This window comes from Nguyenibacter vanlangensis (genome assembly GCF_013376155.1).
GTDB lineage: Bacteria > Pseudomonadota > Alphaproteobacteria > Acetobacterales > Acetobacteraceae > Gluconacetobacter > Gluconacetobacter vanlangensis.
Genome location: NZ_JABXXP010000022.1, coordinates 1 through 17411 on the forward strand (window position 1 = coordinate 1; position 17411 = coordinate 17411).

At 63.8% G+C, this 17411-nt stretch carries 19 protein-coding genes and 3 pseudogenes; 5 read left to right on the plus strand and 17 right to left on the minus strand.

Features of this window, described 5'->3' with window-relative positions:
• The coding region (locus HUK84_RS03300) for a S1/P1 nuclease (RefSeq protein WP_176638967.1) at positions 1-703 on the minus strand (703 nt) is incomplete at its 3' end.
• 152 nt (positions 704-855) lie between these two features.
• Complete coding sequence (locus HUK84_RS03305; protein ID WP_176638968.1) at positions 856-1503, minus strand: glutathione S-transferase family protein; 648 nt, start codon at positions 1501-1503, stop codon at positions 856-858.
• A 436-nt stretch (positions 1504-1939) separates the two neighbouring features.
• On the opposite strand from HUK84_RS03305, the gene HUK84_RS03310 reads away from it, so the two are divergent.
• Positions 1940-2590 carry a methyltransferase domain-containing protein gene (locus HUK84_RS03310; protein ID WP_218064184.1) on the plus strand — a complete coding sequence of 217 codons (651 nt, stop codon included), beginning with the start codon at positions 1940-1942 and terminating at the stop codon, positions 2588-2590.
• Positions 2591-2736: 146 nt separating this feature from the next.
• Here the strand turns inward: HUK84_RS03310 and HUK84_RS23640 are convergent.
• The 9 genes and pseudogenes from HUK84_RS23640 to HUK84_RS03355 form a co-directional block, all read right to left on the minus strand.
• Positions 2737-2887, minus strand: a pseudogene (locus tag HUK84_RS23640) (type II toxin-antitoxin system RelB/DinJ family antitoxin); the annotation flags it as partial.
• A 142-nt stretch (positions 2888-3029) separates the two neighbouring features.
• Complete coding sequence (locus HUK84_RS03320; RefSeq protein WP_176638969.1) at positions 3030-4820, minus strand: NAD-dependent malic enzyme; 1791 nt, start codon at positions 4818-4820, stop codon at positions 3030-3032.
• 184 nt (positions 4821-5004) lie between these two features.
• A pseudogene (locus tag HUK84_RS03325) lies at positions 5005-5426 on the minus strand (IS5 family transposase); the annotation flags it as partial.
• A 63-nt stretch (positions 5427-5489) separates the two neighbouring features.
• Positions 5490-5939, minus strand: coding sequence for an OsmC family protein (locus HUK84_RS03330; protein ID WP_176638970.1), 450 nt, complete (start codon positions 5937-5939; stop codon positions 5490-5492).
• Positions 5936-6109, minus strand: a pseudogene (locus tag HUK84_RS23735) (FCD domain-containing protein); the annotation flags it as partial. The gene HUK84_RS03330 and the pseudogene HUK84_RS23735, both read right to left, overlap by 4 nt.
• A 53-nt stretch (positions 6110-6162) precedes the next feature.
• Entirely contained in the window at positions 6163-6708 is a 546-nt protein-coding gene (locus HUK84_RS03340) for an AAA family ATPase (protein ID WP_317135222.1), read from the minus strand.
• A 70-nt stretch (positions 6709-6778) separates the two neighbouring features.
• The gene (locus HUK84_RS03345; RefSeq protein ID WP_176638971.1) at positions 6779-7411 is read right to left on the minus strand and encodes a glutathione S-transferase family protein; all 633 of its coding nucleotides are present in this window, start codon (positions 7409-7411) and stop codon (positions 6779-6781) included.
• Positions 7408-7974, minus strand: a complete 567-nt coding sequence (locus tag HUK84_RS03350) for a hypothetical protein (RefSeq protein ID WP_176638972.1) — start codon at positions 7972-7974, stop codon at positions 7408-7410. The genes HUK84_RS03345 and HUK84_RS03350 overlap by 4 nt, the downstream gene beginning before the upstream one ends.
• 250 nt (positions 7975-8224) lie before the next feature.
• The gene (locus HUK84_RS03355) at positions 8225-9130 is read right to left on the minus strand and encodes a LysR family transcriptional regulator (protein WP_176638973.1); all 906 of its coding nucleotides are present in this window, start codon (positions 9128-9130) and stop codon (positions 8225-8227) included.
• Positions 9131-9244: 114 nt separating this feature from the next.
• Between HUK84_RS03355 and HUK84_RS03360 the strand changes: the two genes are divergently transcribed.
• On the plus strand, positions 9245-10279 hold the full coding sequence (locus tag HUK84_RS03360) for an aldo/keto reductase (protein ID WP_176638974.1): 1035 nt from the start codon (positions 9245-9247) through the stop codon (positions 10277-10279).
• 20 nt (positions 10280-10299) lie between these two features.
• Positions 10300-11364 (plus strand): SDR family oxidoreductase, encoded by a 1065-nt coding sequence (locus tag HUK84_RS03365; protein WP_176638975.1) that lies wholly within the window; start codon positions 10300-10302, stop codon positions 11362-11364.
• Between the two features lie 138 nt (positions 11365-11502).
• Here HUK84_RS03365 and HUK84_RS03370 read toward each other — a convergent pair whose 3' ends face one another.
• The 5 genes from HUK84_RS03370 to HUK84_RS03390 all read right to left on the minus strand — a co-directional run bounded on the left by HUK84_RS03370 (position 11503) and on the right by HUK84_RS03390 (position 15236).
• Positions 11503-12366 (minus strand): DUF5672 family protein, encoded by an 864-nt coding sequence (locus HUK84_RS03370; protein WP_246285335.1) that lies wholly within the window; start codon positions 12364-12366, stop codon positions 11503-11505.
• Between the two features lie 120 nt (positions 12367-12486).
• Positions 12487-12762 carry a DUF6429 family protein gene (locus tag HUK84_RS03375; protein ID WP_176638976.1) on the minus strand — a complete coding sequence of 92 codons (276 nt, stop codon included), beginning with the start codon at positions 12760-12762 and terminating at the stop codon, positions 12487-12489.
• A gap of 42 nt (positions 12763-12804) precedes the next feature.
• Positions 12805-13377: a DUF2867 domain-containing protein gene (locus HUK84_RS03380; protein ID WP_176638977.1), complete on the minus strand. Its 573-nt coding sequence runs from the start codon at positions 13375-13377 to the stop codon at positions 12805-12807.
• Between the two features lie 146 nt (positions 13378-13523).
• The gene (locus HUK84_RS03385) at positions 13524-14093 is read right to left on the minus strand and encodes a class I SAM-dependent methyltransferase (protein ID WP_176638978.1); all 570 of its coding nucleotides are present in this window, start codon (positions 14091-14093) and stop codon (positions 13524-13526) included.
• A gap of 183 nt (positions 14094-14276) precedes the next feature.
• Positions 14277-15236, minus strand: a complete 960-nt coding sequence (locus HUK84_RS03390) for a LysR family transcriptional regulator (protein ID WP_176638979.1) — start codon at positions 15234-15236, stop codon at positions 14277-14279.
• Between the two features lie 149 nt (positions 15237-15385).
• Between HUK84_RS03390 and HUK84_RS03395 the strand changes: the two genes are divergently transcribed.
• Positions 15386-15937, plus strand: coding sequence for a hypothetical protein (locus HUK84_RS03395; RefSeq protein WP_176638980.1), 552 nt, complete (start codon positions 15386-15388; stop codon positions 15935-15937).
• Positions 15937-16923 carry an NAD(P)H-quinone oxidoreductase gene (locus HUK84_RS03400; protein ID WP_176638981.1) on the plus strand — a complete coding sequence of 329 codons (987 nt, stop codon included), beginning with the start codon at positions 15937-15939 and terminating at the stop codon, positions 16921-16923. The genes HUK84_RS03395 and HUK84_RS03400 overlap by 1 nt, the downstream gene beginning before the upstream one ends.
• Before the next feature lie 116 nt (positions 16924-17039).
• Here the strand turns inward: HUK84_RS03400 and HUK84_RS03405 are convergent.
• Positions 17040-17411, minus strand: a 372-nt coding sequence (locus HUK84_RS03405) for a YdcF family protein (protein WP_176638982.1), incomplete at its 5' end; no start/stop codon positions are given.

Consider the following 17411-nt stretch of genomic DNA (forward strand, 5'->3'; position numbering starts at 1 on the left):
ATCCGGGCAGGCCCTGCGGGGCCCAGGCCGCCGCCTGTCCCGGCGTGATCGCGTCGTTCAGGATGGCGGCCTCCTGCCGCGCGCGGGCCAGGTCGATCGCGTAATGCGGGCCGGTCGTCAGGCCGGTTTCGTGTTCCAGAATCCCCTCGTCCCACAGGGAATGCAAATTCAGGTGCCCGTTCCGCGTCTCGCCGAAATAGCTGACCTTGACCATGTTGCCGCCCTTGTCATGGTCGCGTTCGGCGGCATGCAGCGGTTGATGGATGTCGCCCACCAGATGCACCACCCATTTCAGAGCCGCCAGCCGCTTCGCGCGCGGGGCGTGCGCGTCGCCCAGCACGCGCAGCAGGTCCGGCAGGCGCGCCACCACGCAATTCCCGTCCGGACAATCGGCGGCGGCATAGCCGGGGGCGGCGACGTCGATATCGACATAATGCCACGGCAGGGTCTCCGGCGCCCCGCCCCGCTCAGGCGGAATATGGCCGATGCTGTCGGGCCACGAGGCGATCTGGTCCATCGTCCGATGGCCTTCCAGGGCCAGCAGATCGTCCACCTGCCGCGCGGCGGCCGGGCTCAGGCGCGCCTCGGCGATATCGGCGACGATCGCATGCCCATTGCCACCCCAGGCCAGGGCCGGCCGCGCCGCTCCCGCGCCCAGGCCCATCACCAGCGCGGCACAGCCCAGCACCATGCGTATCGTCATCCCGTCTTTTCCTCCATGCCCGTCTCCCTCCATGGACGTCGAGCGGGCCATTATTCGGCGCGAAAGGGAATATGCAATCCCGGCTCGCCCTCCTCAGCCCCGGCCAGCGCACGCCGATGGCTAAAGCCGGACGGACGGGACGGACGTCACGGTCATCCCCGCTCCCCGGCCGGGGGCGTGTATTGCGCGGCAAAAGCCCGCTTGTAGGCGGGCCGCGCCTCGCCGCGGGCAACATAGGCGGCCAGGTTCGGGTAGTCGTCCAGAAGACCCGACGCCCTCAGCCGGAGCAGCACCGACACCATCATCAGGTCGCCCGCACTGAATGCGCCATCAAGCCATTCGGCATCGGCAAGGCGATCGGAAAGCGGCTTCAGCCGGTCACGAACGCGCCCCTCGACCAGCGGCAGGCGCGCCGCGCTCCAGGGCTTGTCGCTCTCCAGAAGCCTGGCGGTCGCGAGTTCGAGGATCGGCGGCTCCACCGTGTTGAGTGCGGCGAACATCCAGGTGATCGCCCGCGCCCGCGCATCGGCATCGTCCGGCAGCAGGCCCGCATGGCGCTCGGCGACATGCAACACGATCGACCCACTCTCGAACAAAACGAGGCCGCCGTCCTCATAGGTCGGAATCTGGCCGAAAGGCTGAAGCGCCAGATGCGCGGCCTCCTTCATCTCAGCGAACGAAACGGGGCGAACGTCATAAGGCTGGCCCACCTCTTCAAGCGCCCAGCGAACGCGCATGTCACGCGCCAGTCCCCTGCCGCGATCGGGCGATCGTCTGAAGACGGTAATGATGGGGGTCATAGCGAGCCTCCGGTCGACGGCATGACATGGTCCCGCCTGGAATGGGTCGGTCCATCCTCTCTATTCAGGCGACCATCATCTCCACAAGCGTGGCCTTCTCCGTCCGGTTGCAGAAGACGAACCTTCCGGCGATGCCGGCTTTCGCATCCCGCCGCCTCCCTCCGGGGGCATGTCAGGCTTCAGGCGTTCCCCTGTCCGGTCGAGGCTATTATTCGTAACGGGAAGCGGATATCACCAGACGCGCGTGGATGTTTTTCACCGGCGGGCGTCTCAATGCCGGGACGATGCAACAGGAATTTTGCAAGTGCACGATACAGCCCTTGAACTTGGCCGCCGTTTCTTCATGCATTATGCTTCGGGGGCCGAGGACCCTCACATCCTTGACCTCGGATCGATGGACGTCAACGGATCGCTGCGTTCCGTTTGCAGTCCGGCAATGCGTTATACCGGCGTCGATATGGACGCCGGCCCCGGCGTCGATCTCGTGCTCGCGGACCCCTATGTCCTGCCGTTTGATGATTGCACCTTTTCCGCGGTGGTCAGCTCTTCCTGCTTCGAACATAGCGACATGTTCTGGCTGGTTTTCCTCGAAACGCTGCGCGTGCTCCGTCCCGGCGGCTATCTTTACGTGAACGCGCCGAGCAATGGCTGGTACCATCCCTATCCGCGGGATTGCTGGCGGTTTTATCCGGACTGCGGACTGTCCCTCGTCACCTGGGGCCGGCGGCAGGGAATGGACGTGCACCTGATGGAAAGCTTCGTCGCGCCACGCTCGGCGGATGGCTGGAACGACATGGTGCTGGTCTTCCGCAAGGGCGCCGGCACCGCCGATGCGGTGCCGATCAGCAGCACCCTGCCGGGCGCGGGCGGCGTCCGCGCGGCGCCCGATATCGGCGTGCTCCAGAAACCGTTCGACATGACGCCCGACATGCAGATCATCAATGCCCTGCTTCAGACACTCAAACAGAAAGACGAACAGATCGCGGCGCTCGAACGGATGGTCAACGAAAGCCATCAGGCCATCGCGGCCTATCTCGCGGCACGCCCCGACCAGCAGAACGCCCTGACGGCGGAGAAAAATCCGTGACCGCCAAATGAAACAGCAGCTTTCACCTCCCGAGCAATCCTGTATCGCCCATCAGAACGGAACCTGCTGCAACCACTGCGGCGCGAACGCTCCCGTCCAGATCGTCCCATTGCCGGAGTGCGCGATCGTCGAATTCGATCGCGTATTCAGCCATCCGGATGAGACCTTCAATTCCGCCAGCGCCATGCGATGGCGCGGCGCGGGGTCGGAGAGGCGTTCGCGGACGATTTCAATCAGCCTCGCGTCCTCGTCGATCACGAGCCGCCGCTTGACGGGCGGCTGATCAGTCTCAGCGATCCGACCCGGCCGCCGTTCGAACGCCTCGCGGTCTTCGTCCAGAGCAGACCCTTTTCAAACGGACTCGTTTGAACAGGTGAAGATGCTCTCATGGAGGCGTCGGGCTTGATCGCAACAAGCGGCCCGGACTCAGGCAGCCTGCTCAGACAGCCTCGACCGGATTGTAAACGGGCCACCATTGCCGCTCGCGGACGGCTTCGACGATATTGTCGGGCTTCTCCTGTGCCAGCCCTTGTTCGATCGCCTTGCGCGCCACCTGCACGGCGACGACGCTGGACGTCTCCCGCAAATCTTCGTTCGACGGCAGCAGGGCGGCGCCGGGCGCCGTGTCCGTGGCCTGCCCGGCCACGGCCTGCGCGGCCGCGAAAATCATCGCGTCGGACACCGTTGTCGCGCGCGAGACGATGGTCCCGAAACCCAGGCCCGGATAGAGCGCGGCATTGTTGGCCTGCCCGATCGTGTAGGTGACGCCCTTGTGTTCGACATCGTCGAACGGCGCGCCGGTCGCCACCAGAACCTTTCCGTCAGTCCATTCGATCAACTGCGTGGGCGTGGCCTCATGCAGTTGCGTCGGGTTCGACAGCGGCAGGATGATCGGCCGTTCAACGTGAGACGCCATGTCACGTACGATGGCTTCGGTGAACAGGTGCGGCGTCGTCGAGGTCCCGATCAGGATGGTCGGATGCACGGCCTTCACGACCGTCGCGAGATCGATGATGCCGGGGGCCGCGGCGATCTTGGCGCGAAGCCCGGCCATGGCCGGCCAGCGCGTTTCCGTCGCGGGCAACGTTTCGCACGGCGTCCGTGGATACTGCGCGATTTCCGCCTCCGGTCGCGCGTAATCCCTCTGGAAATCAAGCAGGTCGTCGCCCATGCCATCGGTCAACAGACCGGGAAGATCCACCAGCCAGATCCGTCGCACGGCGTCTTGCCGGCCCACCCCGTGACGGACCATCTGGTCGCGGATCTGGTCGGCGATGCCGACACCCGCCGTCCCGGCCCCGAGGATGACCACGCGCTGATCGGCCCATGACGCCCCGCTGCGTTCGACGGCGTTGATCAGGGCGCCCAGAACGATGGCTCCCGTGCCCTGTACGTCATCGTTGAAGGTCGGAACGGTGTTCCGATAACGATCCAGGATGCGACGCACATTGGTCGAACCGAAATCTTCCCAGTGCAGCATGGCCTTCGGGAAAAGCTTTCGTGCCGCGGTGACATAGGCGTCGATGAACGCATCATAGGCATCGCCGCGGACGCGACTGTGCCGGTAGCCGATATAAAGCGGATCGTTCAGCAATTTTTCGTTGTCTGTCCCGACATCCAGAATCACCGGAACGACGCGATGCGGATCGACCCCCGCCGCCGCGGTGTAGACAGCCAGCTTACCGATCGAGATATCGATGCCGTTGGATCCCCAATCGCCTATACCGAGGATTTCCTCGGCATCGCTCGCGACGAGAAGATCGATATCGTCGGCCCCGGCACCGAACGCCGCCAGCCTTTCCTCGACGCTGTCGGGATCGTCGATGCTGAGGAACACGCCGCGCGGCCGCGTCATCACCTCGCTGTAATTCTCGATTGCCTCCCCGACGACCGGATCATACACGACGGGCAGCATTTCCATCATATGCCGCTGCAGAAGCGCATAGAACAGCGTGACGTTGTCGTCGTGCAGGCGCCACATGTAGATATGCTTCGCCAGATCCGTCGGCGCCGCTCTGTACGCCCGGTAGGCGCGCGCAAGTTGGGGCTCCATGTCCGTCGTGACGGCCGGCGGAAGCAGCCCGTTCAGGCCAAGCGCGGCCCGCTCCTGACGCGTGAACGCAGTGCCCTTGTTAAGGGCGGGATCACGCAGCACGTCATGACCGCGTGCCGTCGTCGCAATCCTGCGCCCCGCGCCGAAACCCGAGATCCGAGCCTGTCTGCTGAACATCTTGATCTCCTCGCCACTATGGTTGCCATCAGGCGATAGTCCAGTGAAGCGGTGCCGGGAACACGTTCGAACCTTGGACGAGCCCGCCTCACCCGGCAAGCCCGGCTCGCGTAATCCGCGTCCTTTCCGGATGTTCGCGTTTGCGTCATGCTGGGGGAGGGACAACGCGTCGGGACGACGCGACGCGAGTGGCAACGCGACGGAAGTGCTTCAGCTTGGAGAAAAAGCGCTCAATAAGATTGCGCTCGCGGCAGAGCCGCTTGCTGAAGCACGGCTTCCAGCGCCGGCTGCTCTTTGGAGGGATGTCGGGCGTGGCACCCTGCTCTTGGATCAGTTCGCGGATGCGGTCGGCGTCATAGGCTTTGTCAGCCAACACGATGGTGCGAGGTCCCAGATGATCGAGAAGCGTATCGACGATCTGTCCGTCATGCGCCTGCCCAGCAGTGAGACCGAGTCGGATCGGAAGTCCTTGCGCGTCTGCCACAACATGGATTTTGGGCGTAAGCCCGCCGCGTGATCGACCAAGACAATGATCTCGATCCCCCTTTTTGCCGTCGCGGCCTGCTGATGAGCGCGAACGCAGGTGCTGTCGATCATCTGGATATTGGGACCGTCCGCCCCCGATGCCTGACAGCCTCTGCGCCAGTCAACGAATGCGCTGAAGACTCCTCATCTCGCCATGGTAATTTCCGTTTTGACGGAATTGGCGATAAAACACTGTTCATGCGCTAGATGATGCAGTTCCGCCTGCATTTCGGCGGTCGGCGGCTCTCCCGCATAGATGATGGTCGGATTCAGTTCGACGCGGCTGACAATCATCTTTCCGTCGACCTTCTCCATCACGCCGGTCGCATTGTCGGTATAGCTTTCTACAACGATCCGCTTGGGAGCCGCGATGGAGAGAAACCACAACATGTGACAGCTCGAAATTGCCGCGATGTAGGCCTCTTCCGGATCGACATTGGCCTCGACCGAATAAGGAAGCGGAACGATATGCGGCGAAGCCGATGCCGGCACGACCTGTCCGCCGTCAAAGCGCCAAATGTGAGCGCGGCTGTAGCGCTTGTCGGTGAAGATCGCTCCGCCGCGATCCCAATGTACCTCAACGGTCATTTTCATGATCGATCCTTTGTCGGCTTGGAAAGAAGTCTTGCCGTCGTCTGAGTGAGATGACGGCGCAAATGCTGGGCCGCAGCTTCGAAATCGCGCTTCGCACATGCGGAGACGATTGCCGCGTGCTCCTCGAAAAAATTGATGCGCTCTGTCGGCGGACGTTTGTGCCGTCGTCGGTGAACACGTTGTTCAGTTTTGTAAACTTATTGGAATGGTCTGGCATCATTATTCAATCATGCATCAATCTTATGGGGGGTGTATTTCCTCTTAAAATTCGCATCACGAAATTTGTCCGATCTTCGACGGGTGTCCGAGGAAGCTCCCTCAAGGTATAGCCATAATGTTGATAAGTCTCGATCATAACGTCATAGGTAGCGCTGGATTCTTCGAAGGTCTGCTTTCGTTCGGCGTCCTGAGTGTAAATTTCCGCCCACGGCGGGGCAATGAATACCTGTTGATAACGGAAGCGTCGCGCCGCAGTATCAAGGTGGGATGGAACGGGAAGATCGCACAGGCGGAGATATCCGATGACATCTGGGATGCCGCGATCGAACAGGATATGTCCATTCCGTCTGGATGCCTCATGCCAGGAGCGTAGCTCCCAGCTTAGCATCAATTCAGCGAAAGCGTGGCGGTTCCGCCATGGGAGCGCTGTGCCGCCGATTTCGATCTGGTCTCTGATGATGGCGCGTCCCGCTTCCGGCATATGAGGAATGCCTTGCCGAGCCAGAGCCTTGAGCAGCGTTGTCTTGCCGGAACCGGGGCCACCCGTCACGACATGGAAGCATGCGTCGAACGACGCACTCTTATGGCAGCGGGACTCAAGGTGCTGATTGGCAAAGCTGTCATGCTTGCGCTCCTCGCCGTCCTGCGACGCGCGCGAACCAAGCGTGCAGGGCAGCAGCTTCTTCCAGTAATGCCAGCTTCAGGCGGTCGCGGGCAAAATTCAAGGTGACGAACGCCGTGATGTCGGCGATCGAGAAGGCATCGCCCGCGACATAGGGTACGTCGCGCAGCCGAATGTTCAGGTCGGCCATGAAATCGGCCAGCCTCTGGCGTCCGCGGGCGGCAAGCTCCGGGATTTGCGCATAGCCATGCGGTCCAACGAGCGCACGCCCCGCCAACCCTGGCAGGCTGTTCCGCACGGCTTCCATCGCGGCGAGATAGCCGTCGATTTCCATGCGCCGGTCCCACATGCCGATGACGGCGCGCTGTTCTGCCGTGTCACCCATCAGAAGAGGATCGGGATGCAATTCCTCCAGATACCGGCAAATGACGGTCACCTCGCTGATCGCGGTGCCGTCGTCCAGTTCCAGTACAGGCACGGTGCAGGAAGGATTGAGGACACGGAATGTGGACGCGAACTGCTCGCGCTTGGCCAGATCGACCGTGACGGTCGGGATCGTCAGCCCCTTCTCGGCGACGAAGAAGCGCACACGCCGTGGATTGGGGGCGGTGGGGTAATCGTAGAGCTTCATGGCAATGCCGCCTGTGGATGGTGACGGGACGGAGACTCTGATCGATCCCGGATGGCCGTGAGCATACGGCGGCGGATCAGGCCACTGACCGGACGGATCAGATACCAGTAGGGCGCGAAATGGTGCCTGGCCCGGTCCGTGACGCAAAGCACGCGGGTTTCCGTCACCAGTCGGTTGGTGCTCCCCGGACCCGACTGGATGGAGAAGCCAAGGGCAAGCTTGCAGACGCCGTCATGCCGAGGGGCGAGGAAGGCTTCCGTCGAGGGGATGTCGCGCAGCCCGTAATCCGCCTGCCAGAACGAGCCGATGAGGCCATAGATCAGTGCCGTGTCGCCCCGCCGTTCCAGCACCGTGAAGTCGGCGAGGTCCAGATTCTGCTGCCGCGCGCGACCGAACAGCCGGGTGGGCATCTCCCGCAGGCGGATGGCGGCGCGAACCAGCGGATCGTCATCGTTCCGCCAGACGGTCACCGCGTTCATGATTCGGCTGGCCGGGGCACAGATCTCTATGCTGTGTCGCTCGCTGAAATCGAAGCGCGGCAGGAAATCGTCCAATGGGTTCATCGGTGCTTTCGTTCTCCGTCCGGCGAGTTGGCCCATAAGCGTATCACACGAGAAGATCGTTCAGCAGCACCGCCTCGCGGACTTGCGATAGCTTATCCGTTGAATTCCCATGCTGTCCCAGTAATTGTCTCACCGGCGAATCGGTGAGGCAGGCCGTGTCGTGCGCGACGTGAACTTGTTTAATCGGCATTTTCGATCACGAGCTCAATCGTGCGGCGTAACCGTCAAGTATCCCGGACCGTACGATACCTCATGCCACGCGCCCCCGCGCTGCGAGGAAGTCGAGCAACGCCCTGACGCGGGATGGAAGCGGACCGCTCCCGCCGGCATGGACGGCGTAGAACGTCTCGTGATCGCCAGGATTGAACGTTTCTAGGACGGGAACCAGTCGCCCGGCTGCGATGTCGTCGCGCACCGTGAAGAGAGCCAGACGGGCGAGGCCATTCCCGTTTAACGCGAGTTGCCGTAGCGCCTCGCCGTCACTGGCCTGAATGCGACCGGACACGGGATATACGAGCGTTCCGCCGTGCTGCTTCAAGGGCCAGCCATCAATCGCTCGACTATAGCCAAAACTCAGCCGGTGATGCCGTTCGAGATCGGCGATGGTGTCCGGCACGCCGAAACGGTTCAGATAACCGGGCGCGGCAGCGATGACCGATGGCGTCTCGCCCAGCTTGCGTGCGACAAGGCTTGAATTTTTGAGCGGTCCGGCCCGGACCGCCACGTCGGTTCGTTCCGAAAGAAGATCGACCACCGTGTCCGTCTGGACGATATCCAGCGTGATGTCGGGATAGAGGTCGAGAAAGTCGGGCAGGATCGGTGCGAGAATATGGATGGCGTAAGACGCGCTCGTCGTCAGTCGGACACGCCCGAAAGGCCGTTCGCCGGCCCCCGCGTTCCTTTCCGCGTCTTCGATATCCGCCAGAATGCGCGTGGCGCGCTCGTAGAAGGCGCAACCCTCGGGCGTAAGCTGAAAACGCCGTGTCGAACGGTTGACGAGCCGCGCGCTCAGACGGGTTTCGAGACGGGCGATCAGCTTGCTGACCGCCGACGGCGTCATTCGGCACATCTTTGCGGCAGCCGAGAAGCCGCCCTGTTCCACGACGTGGACGAACACCATCATTTCCCGCGAGCGATTGATATCGATAGGTGCCATTCGGTCTTTCATATCACAAATGATGTTCCATGCGGCACTCTATATCACGAATTTCCTTACCCTTATCCTGTCTCCCCACGGCATTCGAATGCGCGAGATCGAAAGGAAAACGGAATGGACTATCGATCGCTCGGGAAGTCCGGCCTCAAGGTTCCGGTAATCAGCTTTGGTGCCGGTACCTTTGGTGGCAAGGGACCGCTGTTCGGTGCCTGGGGCACGACCGATGCCACAGAAGCACGGCGTCTGATCGACATCTGTCTGGATGCCGGCGTTACTCTGTTCGACACGGCGGATGTCTATTCCGACGGCGCGTCGGAAGAGGTGCTGGGAGAGGCGATCCGTAACAGGCGCGACAAGGTGCTGATTTCCACCAAGACCGGCCTGCCGATGGGCGATGGGCCGATGGAGGCGGGCACGTCTCGCGCACGGCTGATTTCAGCCGTCGAAGCCGCGCTGAAGCGTCTGGGGACCGACTATGTCGATCTGCTCCAACTTCATGCCTTCGACGCCGGAACGCCGTTCGAGGAAGTGCTTGCGACCTTGGACGGCCTCGTGCGCGCCGGGAAGGTCCGGTATGTTGGCGTCTCCAATTTCTCCGGCTGGCAACTGGCAAAATCGTTGGGAATGGCGGATCGGCATGGCTGGCCGCGCTATGTCGCCCACCAGGTTTACTATTCGCTGGTCGGCCGCGATTACGAATGGGAACTGATGCCGCTCGGACGCGAGGAGGGCGTCGGCGCATTGGTCTGGAGCCCCCTGGGGTGGGGGAGACTGACCGGACGACTGAAACGCGGCGAGAAACTCCCGGCGGATAGCCGACTGAACCAGACGGCCGAATTCGGGCCGCCGGTCGATGACGCGCGTCTGTTCCGTGTTCTCGACGTGCTGGACGAGATCGCGCGTGAAACGGGCAAGGCCGTGCCGCAGATCGCGCTCAACTGGCTGACGTCACGGCCCACGGTTGCCTCGGTCATCATCGGAGCACGCAATGAGGCGCAGTTGCGCCAGAACCTGGGCGCAATCGGATGGAGTCTGACAGCCGAACAGACGGAGCGTCTGGATAGGGCCAGCCGGACAGAAGCTGCCTATCCGTATTTCCCCTATTATCGCCAGGCCGCGTTCGCGCGTCTGAATCCTCCGGCCGTCTGATTTTTTCGAAGGAGACTGGTATGTCGCATAGCGCATTGATCATCGGTGCCACGGGGATCGTGGGACAGAACCTCGCGGCCCGGCTGGTCGCCGAGGGCTGGGTCGTCTACGGCCTGGCCCGCCGTCCCCGGCGGGACGTAAACGGGGTGATTCCCATCGCGGCGGATCTGCTGGATTTGGACGCGCTAAGGACGGCTCTGGCCGCAATTCAGCCCAGCCATGTCTATTTCTGTTCGTGGATGCGGATGGCGACCGAGGCCGAGAATTGCCGGGTAAACGGCGCGATGGTGCGAAACGTCTTCGAGGCGCTACCCGATTCGGGGCTGATTCGTCACGCTGCCCTCACGACGGGGCTCAAGCACTATCTCGGCCCGTTCGAAGCCTATGCCCAGGGCGGGGGCGTGCAGACACCGTTTCGTGAGGAGATGCCGCGCCTGCCGATCGCGAATTTCTATTACGATCAGGAAGACGCCCTGTTCGCGGCGGCGGCACGCCATGGTTTTTCCTGGAGCGTGCATCGGCCAAGTACAATCATTGGCCATGCCGTCGGCAATGCAATGAACATGGGCTCGACCCTGGCCGTTTATGCCAGCATTTGCCGCGAGACCGGGCGGCCGTTCATATTCCCCGGCTCACCCAATCAGTGGCATGGTCTGACGGATGTCACGGACGCGCGCCAGCTTGCCCGGCACCTGCATTGGGCGGGGGCAGACGCCGCCGCGCGGAACCAGGATTTCAATATCGTCAACGGCGACGTTTTTCGCTGGAAATGGCTCTGGCCACAATTGGCGGCATGGTTCGGAATCAAGGCCGCGCCCTATCCTGAAACCGCGCTGTCACTGGAAGCAATGCTTGCCGGCGACGCCACGCTCTGGACGAGCATGGCGCAACGAGATGGTTTGGCAGAGCCTGATATCAATCGTGTCGCCTCGGCGTGGCATACCGATGCCGATCTCGGCCGCCCCGTAGAATGCGTCACCGATATGAGCAAGACGCGGCGCGCGGGTTTCTCAGATTATCAGTATACGCCGGATTCGTTCTTCGACCTGTTCGCTAAATTGCGTGCGGAACGGCTGATTCCGTAGTTCTGGGAAGACCGTTTGTTTTCCCTCCACATGGAGAGTTCCATTCGATAGAAGGCCGCAGCATGCCGATCGACATAGTGGTAATCCGAAGCCGACAGGGCTTCGTTGATGGGCTGTTCCACCCCATCGCAGTCCGCCCTATATCTCCAAAAGCATTTTCGCAAATTCCGGCGCCACGCCGGCCTGACGGAAATGCGCGTCCAGCCCGTCCCCGCCCACGCAGGCCAGCAGCCGCCGCATGGCGGCATGCGCGGCCGAATATTTTTTCACCGCCAGGCAGCAGGCCGCATATTCCAGAAATTCACGGCTCCTGACCAGGCCCACGGGCAGTGCCGCGGTGATCTCAAGCAGCTCGTCATCGCCAAGATGGCGCCACAGATTGAAAAAACCATGGAATCCAAAGGTCCGTCCATCCGGCAGCGCGCGCTCGTACGCGAAACGGCGGGCCAGGGCCTCCGGCGCGAAAACGATGCCGAATTCGCTCTCCAGCCGGGCGGCCAGCACGCGACAGACCATCTCGTCCTCGCCCAGCCCGGCCGTCTGCTCAGGCGCGATCTCCGCCACCGCCTTCAGCAGCTTGCGCGACCGAAGGGAGAAACCGCCATTCCCGACCCGGCGCTGCGTATGCCAATCCCATACCGCGCCGATATAGTCATAGGCCGCGAACGCCCCGTCCCACGCCGTACCATCCAGCACGAAACCGTCCCATTGCACGATCAGCACATGGGTCGTGTCGATATGATGATGAAGATCGCGCAGAATGAAGCGCGAATACGCGTCCCGGCTGGCAAGGGCGGGAATGGCGACATGCTCGATCCCCGCCGCAAGCGTCGCAGGCCGCGCCGACGACAGAAGCACGGCCCTGTCGAACCGCATTTTCAGGCATGACCGTCGCAGCGCATCCGCCGCAAGCTGCGGCGTGATGTCGTCCACCGCGCAGATCGTCAGACTCGGGGGCAGGTGGGAAACCTGCCGCGGCGGGCCCTGTGTGCCGGACGACATGCGGGGAAGCCCTCTCTCTCTTTCCATCCGGCGCGGCGAAGCGACGGCCAAGGGCATCCCATAGGCCGCCCACCCCACGCTGTCGAGAGCGCTCGCCCTCCGGACGTCAGGCCCTCCCGGTCACGTCTTGCCGTCTCGCATGAACAACCGTTCGAACAACGCGCGCGACCGGGCGATGCCCTCGTCGGTCAGCACGACGGATTTCGCCTTGCCGACCGGGTTGCCGATCAGGCCCTTCTGGTAAAGACGGTCGAGCACGTCCCAGTCGAAACCTTTCCAGGCGCGGCCGTCACGATCCAGCGTCAGGGACAGCAGCGCGAGCACGGCATCGTCGATCGCGCCAATATCGATCGCGCCAGTATCGATCCGGCGCTCGGTTTCGTTCTTGCGCGGCATATTCACGTCCTTCCCCAAGCCCGCCGCATGGCGGGATCGCCGCTACCGGGCCGGCCACCCGCGCTGCCGGGCGCGATCCAGCGCAGCGCGCACCACCCTGCGATGAAACGGCAGGATAAGGGCAATATACGCGTGCCCCAGCAGACGATTATAGAAGACGAGCGTGGTCACCGTCAGCCGGCGGGGCTGCCCTTGAGAGGCCGGCTGCACGAGCAGCGACACGCGGAAATCGAGATGCGCATCGTCCTCGCCGATGATGATTTCGCCATCATGCCGCGCGAACACCCGAAAAAAATTGATCCGGTCGCCGCCACCGGCCCGAAGCCCGGCCGTGCTCCGAATGCCGAAGGGCCGTACGAGACCGTCCCGGATTCTCAGCAGCATCGCGACCCACGCGGCAGGCTGCGCGAAGACGTGCCGCGCGAGCACCTCCACATCATGGGACGCGGCATCCGGCAGATCCACTGAAAACGCGTCGGCAAAATCGGCGCGGGCATAGGTCGAACGCAGCCGTGACGCCGGCGGCAAGCCGACCTGCCGGACACGCGCATCGGCGGGTTCCCCGGCGGCCTCGATCGATGGACAGCGCGATGGAACGGGACGGAACCCCGACATCGCACGATCCCCTGCAGCACGCGGCATCTCGTCCTCCCCGCCCCGACATCTCCTGGCCACTCGCGCCACCCACGGCACGCGATCCGAAGGATTTCAGCCAATCCATCCTGGCCGCAGCGCGCGGGCCGATCAAGCGACGAAGATCGTCAATCCGCCGGAGCATCGGCCCGGCGCGCGGGCCAGACATACAGCGCCGCCGCGCCGAGAGGCCCGGCGGTGTCCCGGGACGCGGCCACCACCCTGTCGCGGAACCGGAAGGAGAGCGAGACCACCGGCGTGCCGGGCGCGAGCATGCGATCGAGGAACCCCGCCAGTTTCGGCATCGGCTTGATCATCAGATAGCACGTCACGCCCGCCGCATCCGTCAGGTCGCAATCGTAAAAATTCCCCCTCCGCAGCGACACGTTGGACATGTTGCGGGTCCGCAGGCGCGCAATCCAATAGGGAAGGGGCGATATTTCGATCCCCCGGATCCGGGCCGTGGGAAAGGCGCGCGCCAGTGCGATCACCAGCGCGCCCCAGCCGGAGCCCAGCTCATACACGATCGCGTGTTCGGCCAGACCGGCCTCTTTCAACAGCGCGACGACATCGGCGGCCTCGACCGAACGCGACGACAGCGGCGGAACCCCGGTAATGCCCTGGAAGAGAAGCAGCGACAGGCAGAGCCCGAACACGATCAGCAGGGCGGCGATCGAAAAATATTCAAACCCGGACATCTGGCGGCCGATCTCGCAGAAAGGGCTGGAGGAAGGAAGCCGGAACGGCCCTGGCATGCACATTACGGCCCGAAACATTTGTGAAAACCCCGCCCGGGGAAGAGGGAGCGGCCCGCTCGGCATTCATCGCTTGCCGCCGGATGCTCTCCCCAGCTCATCCATATCCGCGATGAGCCGGATCGCTCACCGCCCCCCGTTCTCCCGCCGCCCGTCGGCATGCTGAGATGTCCAGGACTCCCAGAGGGGAGGGGACCCGATATGAGTCCGCAAGGCGTCGGTGAATAGCTTCAGCCGTGGAGAAGGGCGCGGCAGGGCGCGCAGCAGGTGGATTCCCGCGCGACGGGCATTCCAGGGCTCGCCATCGCACGATAGCCGGACGAGCGTACCCGCTCGCACGTCGGCCCAGACCACCCAGGCCGGGAGAAACCCGACCCCCATATGACCGAGGGCCGCCAGCCGAAGCGCCTCGAAATCGTCCGAACGGAAGGCGCATGCCGCGCCGTCGGCCCCGGGTCCGCCCAGCACATCGGCCCAGCCCAGCAGGTCGCCGCCATGCAACTTGTCGAGCAGGCGATGGACCGTCAGATCCGCAGCCCGTTCCGGCATGCCATGTGTCGCCAGATAGGAGGGGCTGGCGACAAGCAGGCGCGCCGTCTCGGCCAGCCGGGTTGCGATCAACGTGCTGTCGGCCAGGTCGCCGATACGGATCACGCCGTCCAGCCGGTCAAGCACCGGGTCCGCCATCCGCTCCGTCAGGTCGAGTTCCACCGCAAGGCCGGGATGGGCAATCATCAGCTCTTCCAGGACTGGAATAACGTAGCGCTTGCCGAAGGTCGGAAAGCAGGCCAGCCGCAGGATACCTTCCACAGCGCCGTCGAATGCGGCGATCTCGGCGTGGATGTCGGTCAGGTCATCCAGCAGGCGCTGCCCGCGTTCGAACAGGTGCCGGCCCGCGTCGGTCGGGGTCAGGGCACGGGTCGAGCGCACCAGCAGGGTCACGCCCAGCCCATGCTCCATCGCGTCGATCTGGCGCACGATCGCAGAGGGTGTCATGCCCCGCCGGCGTGCGGCGGCCGAAAAACTGCCGCCGCGCACGACATCCACGAAGGCGGCCAGATGTTCGGCGAACCGTGGATCCTTCACGCTGCATCCCCTGTCTTTGCGTCCCGCGCAAAACCGTTTCAGATCCGCCGAGCGTTATCACGAACCGCCGCCAGGCGCATGGTCCGGCCACCGGATGAGGACGGCTCTCCCTCCCCGGCATGAACCGAAAAGAAAAGGAGTCTCGGATCATGGTCGCCCTTACCGATCATATTCTGTCGCAGTCCGCCTACAGCGCCGAAATCGATCTTCCCCTGGAACGGATCGACATCGCCGACTGGCTGTTCACCCTGCCGGAGACGGAATATCTACGCTGCTGCGCGCCCGACCATATCGCGGCAGGCATCACGACCACCGAGGATGGCCGTCGCATGTCGATCAATGTCGAGATGATCGGCACCGGGCTGGTCGTTCAGCATTACGTGGCCGAGGAGGCGACTCCGAGCTATTGCCGGATGAATTCGATCTCCGACGTGTTCACGCCCAACGGCCGCACGCAGGTCAATGTCGTCTGGGAACTGATCGCCGAGGCGATCGACGGCAAGCGCACGCGATACATCAATCGCGTCACCGCGCATCCCACCGAGGATTTCATGCAGTTCATCATCGCGCACGGCTTGGCCTATGACGACGTCGCTGCCGCGCGTCAGGCGGCGGGCGGTGATCATAACCGCCGCGAGACGCCGCTCTTTGCCGCGTCCATCGCGCGTCGCGCGCTGGCCCGCCAGGCGGAGACCGTGTGATGAAGGGCGTCGTTTATGATCGCTTCGGGGCGCCCGAAATGCTGCATCTGGCCGACGTGCCGATGCCGGAATTGCGTCCGGACGACCTGCTGGTCCGGGTCGCGGCGGCTGGGGTAAACCGTGCCGACCTGATGCAGCGCGAGGGCTTCTACGGCGATCGGCATTTCGGCGAGAGCGCTTTGCTTGGCCTGGAACTGGCCGGCGAGGTGGTCGCCACCGGCTGCGCGGTGACGGCGTTCCGTCCAGGCGAACGGGTTATGGCGATCGTCGGCGGCGGCGCCTATGCCGCGTTCGCGCGCGTCGACCAGGGGATGGCGGCACGGGTGCCCGATGGGGTTTCGCTGGTTGATGCCGGCGCGATCATGGAATCCTTCGTCACCGCCTGGGAGGCGGCGTCCCATCTCGCGGCGCTGGCGCCCGGCGAAAGCGTGCTGGTTCATGCCGCAGCCGGCGGTGTCGGATCGGCGGTGGTGCAGGTGGCGCACGCCTTGGGCGCGCGGGTCTATGCGACCGCTCCGGCATCGCGCCTCGACGCGGTCCGGGGGATTGGCGCCGCAATGGTGTTCGATTATCGGACGGAGGATTTCGAAGCCCGGATCAGGGAAGAGACGGACGGCCGAGGGGTGGATGCGGTGATCGACTTCGTGGGCGGCGCCTGGCTTGCGCGCAACCTGCGCAGCCTGCGTCCAGGCGGCCGGCTGGTGCAGGTCGGTATTCTGAGCGGGGAAGACGACGCGGTCATTCCGCTGAATCTCCTGCTGCACAACCATCTGCGGCTGATCGGCACGGTCATGAAGTCGCGCACTGTGGATGAGAAGCGCGCGATGATCCGCCGCTTCGCCGAGGGCGCCCTGCCGCTGTTCGCGCAAGGCACGTTGCGGCCGTTGGTATACCGCGTCTTCCCGTTCGCACAGGCGGCGGCGGCCCATGCGGAAATGGAACGCGGCGGGGGATTCGGGAAGATCCTGCTGACTGCGCAGGCCTGATGAAGGGGAAACAAGCAGCGGCCTGACATGCCGTTCGGAACATGGACCATCGGGGACAGGATCGATGGAGATTTAAGCCCCTCAAGGCGAGGCGGCGGATTTCCCGGGCGGCGACATCACCGCCCCCCGCCGTCCCGCCGCCCGTACGCATCCATGTCCCGCGCCAGCCCCAGGCTGGCCAGGATCCATTTGTCATATTCCGTGGCGATCACCCGCAGCGACGACACATGGTAGGGATCGCGCAGAACCGGCGGCTGGATCGGATAGGGATACAGCGTCACGTCGGGCAGCGTCCGGCCGATCTCCATCATCGCGCGGCGGATATGGTACCCCGCCGTCACCACGATCAGCGACCGGATCGCATTGTCCCGCGCCCAGGCGGCGGTTTCGTCCGCATTGCCGATGGTCGACGTCGCATGGCGCCCCAGCGTGACGCGCGCCCACATGTCGGGCGGCGGCATGGCGCCGGGCGCCACGGGCTGCAGCCG

Excerpts from the sequence above, each read along its gene's own strand:
- HUK84_RS03345 (WP_176638971.1), bottom strand. The coding sequence starts at position 7,411 with ATGAAGCTCTACGATTACCCCACCGCCCCCAATCCACGGCGTGTGCGC.
- HUK84_RS03360 (WP_176638974.1), top strand. The coding sequence starts at position 9,245 with ATGGACTATCGATCGCTCGGGAAGTCCGGCCTCAAGGTTCCGGTAATC.
- HUK84_RS03365 (WP_176638975.1), top strand. The coding sequence starts at position 10,300 with ATGTCGCATAGCGCATTGATCATCGGTGCCACGGGGATCGTGGGACAG.
- HUK84_RS03370 (WP_246285335.1), bottom strand. The coding sequence starts at position 12,366 with ATGTCGTCCGGCACACAGGGCCCGCCGCGGCAGGTTTCCCACCTGCCC.
- HUK84_RS03305 (WP_176638968.1), bottom strand. The coding sequence starts at position 1,503 with ATGACCCCCATCATTACCGTCTTCAGACGATCGCCCGATCGCGGCAGG.
- HUK84_RS03385 (WP_176638978.1), bottom strand. The coding sequence starts at position 14,093 with ATGTCCGGGTTTGAATATTTTTCGATCGCCGCCCTGCTGATCGTGTTC.
- HUK84_RS03330 (WP_176638970.1), bottom strand. The coding sequence starts at position 5,939 with ATGAAAATGACCGTTGAGGTACATTGGGATCGCGGCGGAGCGATCTTC.
- HUK84_RS03320 (WP_176638969.1), bottom strand. The coding sequence starts at position 4,820 with ATGTTCAGCAGACAGGCTCGGATCTCGGGTTTCGGCGCGGGGCGCAGG.
- HUK84_RS03350 (WP_176638972.1), bottom strand. The coding sequence starts at position 7,974 with ATGAACCCATTGGACGATTTCCTGCCGCGCTTCGATTTCAGCGAGCGA.
- HUK84_RS03380 (WP_176638977.1), bottom strand. The coding sequence starts at position 13,377 with ATGTCGGGGTTCCGTCCCGTTCCATCGCGCTGTCCATCGATCGAGGCC.
- HUK84_RS03375 (WP_176638976.1), bottom strand. The coding sequence starts at position 12,762 with ATGCCGCGCAAGAACGAAACCGAGCGCCGGATCGATACTGGCGCGATC.
- HUK84_RS03400 (WP_176638981.1), top strand. The coding sequence starts at position 15,937 with ATGAAGGGCGTCGTTTATGATCGCTTCGGGGCGCCCGAAATGCTGCAT.
- HUK84_RS03395 (WP_176638980.1), top strand. The coding sequence starts at position 15,386 with ATGGTCGCCCTTACCGATCATATTCTGTCGCAGTCCGCCTACAGCGCC.
- HUK84_RS03355 (WP_176638973.1), bottom strand. The coding sequence starts at position 9,130 with ATGGCACCTATCGATATCAATCGCTCGCGGGAAATGATGGTGTTCGTC.
- HUK84_RS03310 (WP_218064184.1), top strand. The coding sequence starts at position 1,940 with ATGCGTTATACCGGCGTCGATATGGACGCCGGCCCCGGCGTCGATCTC.